Origin of the sequence: Pseudomonas fluorescens (genome assembly GCF_002837185.1) — a bacterium.
Lineage (GTDB): Bacteria > Pseudomonadota > Gammaproteobacteria > Pseudomonadales > Pseudomonadaceae > Aquipseudomonas > Aquipseudomonas fluorescens_AM.
Genome location: NZ_KZ478052.1, coordinates 1 through 3518 on the forward strand (window position 1 = coordinate 1; position 3518 = coordinate 3518).

General features: G+C 56.1%; 1 protein-coding gene. It reads right to left on the reverse strand.

The features are described 5' to 3' along the window. On the reverse strand, positions 1-3518 hold a 3518-nt coding region (locus tag CIB54_RS27800; RefSeq protein WP_332871821.1), incomplete at both ends, for an immunoglobulin-like domain-containing protein.

The following is a 3518-nucleotide window of genomic DNA, read 5'->3' on the forward strand; positions in this document are numbered from 1 at the left end:
GGTGACGGTCTGATCGCCTTTGTAGACATCATCCGGCGCAACAACCGAAACGCTGCCGCTCGACTGATTTACACCAATGGTGATGCTCTGGCCGTTATCGAGCGTGACGGTCAACGGGTTGGTGATGTTCGTCACCGGTACGCCGTTTTTATCCACAAGGCTGGCGGTGTAGACGATGTTGCCGCCTTCGCCGACGGTGTTGGTGGCGGTCAGGACTACATCGACCTTGTCGATAGTGTCGTTGATTGTGGTGGTTGCACCGTTGCCTGCAACTTCCAGCTTCTCGAAGTTGCCGCCAGTGGTCTCAGTGATCCTGACCGTCTGTGTGCTCTTGTCGATAAACACGTCATCGCTTGGCGCTGGGACGGTTACGGTGCCGACGGTTTCACCGGCTTTAATCGTGATGCTTGAGCCGTTATTCAGCTTCAACGTGACGTCGCTGCCTGCTTTATTGGAAAGCGTGGCCGTGTAAGTGATCTGGCCACCTTCGTTCGCCTGTGCCGGAGCTGTCAGGGTAACGGTGGTGGTGTTGTCGGTGCCTGGAGTATCAGTAACGGTGGTATTAACCGCTGTGGTACCTGGCACCAAATTTTCAAAGTGCTCGCCACCGGTCACGGTTTTGATAGCGGTCGTGACGGTTTGGTCGCCCTTGTACACATCATTCGGCGCAACAACCGAAACGCTGCCGCTGGATTGGTTCACACCGATGGTGATGGTTTTGCCGTTATCCAGGGTGACGGTCAGCGGGTTAGTGATGTTGGTTACCGGTGTACCGTTTTTATCCACAAGGCTGGCGGTGTAGACGATATTGCCGCCTTCGCCAACGGTGGTAGTGGCGGTCAGGACTACATCAACTTTGTCGATGGTGTCGTTGATCGTGGTGGTCGCACCGTTGCCTGCAACTTCCAGCTTCTCGAAGTTGCCGCCCGTTGCGTCGGTGATCTTGACTGTCTGCGTGCTCTTGTCGATGAACACGTCATCGGTAGGCGCTGGTACGGTCACGGTGCCGACGGTTTCACCGGCTTTAATCGTGATGCTTGAGCCGTTATCCAGCTTCAGCGTAACGTCGCTGCCCGCTTTGTTAGAGAGCGTAGCGGTGTAAGTGATCTGGCCACCTTCGTTGACGGCGGTTGGCGCGGTCAGCGTGACGGTAGTGGTATCAGCGGTACCTGGGGTATCGGTGACGGTCGTATTGACTGCCGTCTTACCTGGCACCAGGTTCTCAAAGTGCTCGCCACCGGTGACAGTCTTGATAGCGGTGGTGACGGTCTGATCGCCTTTGTAGACATCATCCGGTGCAACAACCGAAACGCTGGCGCTTGATTGGTTTACACCGATGGTGATGCTTTGGCCGTTATCGAGCGTGACGGTCAACGGGTTGGTGATGTTCGTCACCGGTACGCCGTTTTTATCCACAAGGCTGGCGGTGTAGACGATGTTGCCGCCTTCGCCAACGGTAGTGGTAGCGGTCAGGACAACGTCGACTTTGTCGATGGTGTCGTTGATCGTGGTGGTCGCACCATTGCCCGCAACTTCAAGTTTCTCGAAGTTGCCGCCAGTGGTCTCAGTGATCCTGACCGTCTGTGTGCTCTTGTCGATAAACACGTCATCGGTCGGCGCAGGGACGGTCACGGTGCCGACGGTGTCACCGGCTTTAATCGTGATGCTTGAGCCGTTGTCCAGTTTCAGCGTAACGTCGCTGCCCGCTTTGTTAGAGAGCGTAGCGGTGTAAGTGATCTGGCCACCCTCGTTGACTGCGCTTGGCGCGGTCAGCGTGACGGTAGTGGTATCAGCAGTACCTGGGGTATCGGTGACGGTCGTATTGACTGCCGTCTTACCTGGCACCAGGTTCTCAAAGTGCTCGCCACCGGTCACGGTTTTGATAGCGGTCGTGACGGTTTGGTCGCCCTTGTACACGTCATCCGGTGCAACAACCGAAACGCTACCGCTCGATTGGTTAAGGCCGATAGTGATGCTCTGGCCGTTATTCAAGGTGACGGTCAACGGGTTGGTGATGTTCGTCACCGGTACGCCGTTTTTATCCACAAGGCTGGCGGTGTAGACGATGTTGCCGCCTTCGCCAACGGTAGTGGTAGCGGTCAGGACAACGTCGACTTTGTCGATGGTGTCATTGATCGTGGTGGTCGCACCGTTGCCAGCAACTTCCAACTTCTCAAAGTTGCCGCCAGTCGCTTCAGTGATCTGGACGGTCTGAGTGCTCTTGTCGATAAACACATCATCGGTAGGCGCTGGCACGGTCACGGTGCCGACAGTATCGCCAGCTTTGATGGTGATCGATGAGCCGTTATCCAACTCCAACGTGACGTCGCTGCCTGCTTTATTGGAGAGCGTAGCGGTGTACGTGATCTGGCCACCTTCGTTCGCCTGTGCCGGAGCTGTCAGGGTAACGGTGGTGGTGTTGTCGGTGCCCGGAGTATCAGTCACGGTGGTATTAACAGGCGCGGTGCCTGGCACCAGGTTTTCGAAGTGCTCGCCACCAGTAACAGTCTTGATAGCAGTGGTGACGGTCTGATCGCCTTTGTAGACGTCATCCGGCGCAACAACCGAAACGCTGGCGCTTGATTGGTTTACACCGATGGTGATGCTTTGGCCGTTATCGAGCGTGACGGTCAACGGGTTGGTGATGTTCGTCACCGGTACGCCGTTTTTATCCACAAGGCTGGCGGTGTAAACGATGTTGCCGCCTTCGCCGACGGTGGTGGTGGCGGTCAGGACTACGTCGACTTTGTCGATGGTGTCGTTGACTGTGGTGGTCGCACCATTGCCCGCAACTTCAAGTTTCTCGAAGTTGCCGCCAGTGGTCTCAGTGATCTGGACAGTCTGCGTGCTCTTGTCGATAAATACGTCATCGCTTGGAGCAGGTACGGTCACGGTGCCGACAGTATCGCCAGCTTTGATGATGATCGATGAGCCGTTATCGAGTTTCAGCGTGACATCACTACCGGCCTTGTTACTCAAAGTCGCGGTATACGTGATTTGCCCACCTTCGTTAACAGCATTTGGCGCGGTCAGCGTGACGGTAGTGGTGTTGTCGGTGCCTGGAGTATCAGTCACGGTTGTATTAACCGGCGCGGTGCCTGGCACCAAATTCTCGAAGTGCTCGCCACCAGTGACAGTCTTGATAGCAGTGGTGACGGTCTGATCGCCCTTGTAGACGTCATCCGGTGCAACAACCGAAACGCTGGCGCTTGATTGGTTTACACCGATGGTGATGCTTTGGCCGTTATCAAGCGTGACGGTCAACGGGTTGGTGATGTTGGTCACCGGCGCGCCGTTCTTATCCACAAGGCTGGCGGTGTAAACGATGTTGCCGCCTTCGCCGACGGTAGTCGTGGCGGTCAGAACCACATCGACCTTGTCGATGGTGTCATTGATCGTGGTGGTCGCACCGTTGCCAGCAACTTCCAACTTCTCGAAGTTGCCGCCCGTTGCGTCGGTGATCTTGACCGTCTGCGTGCTCTTGTCGATGAACACATCATCGCTTGGCGCTGGGACGG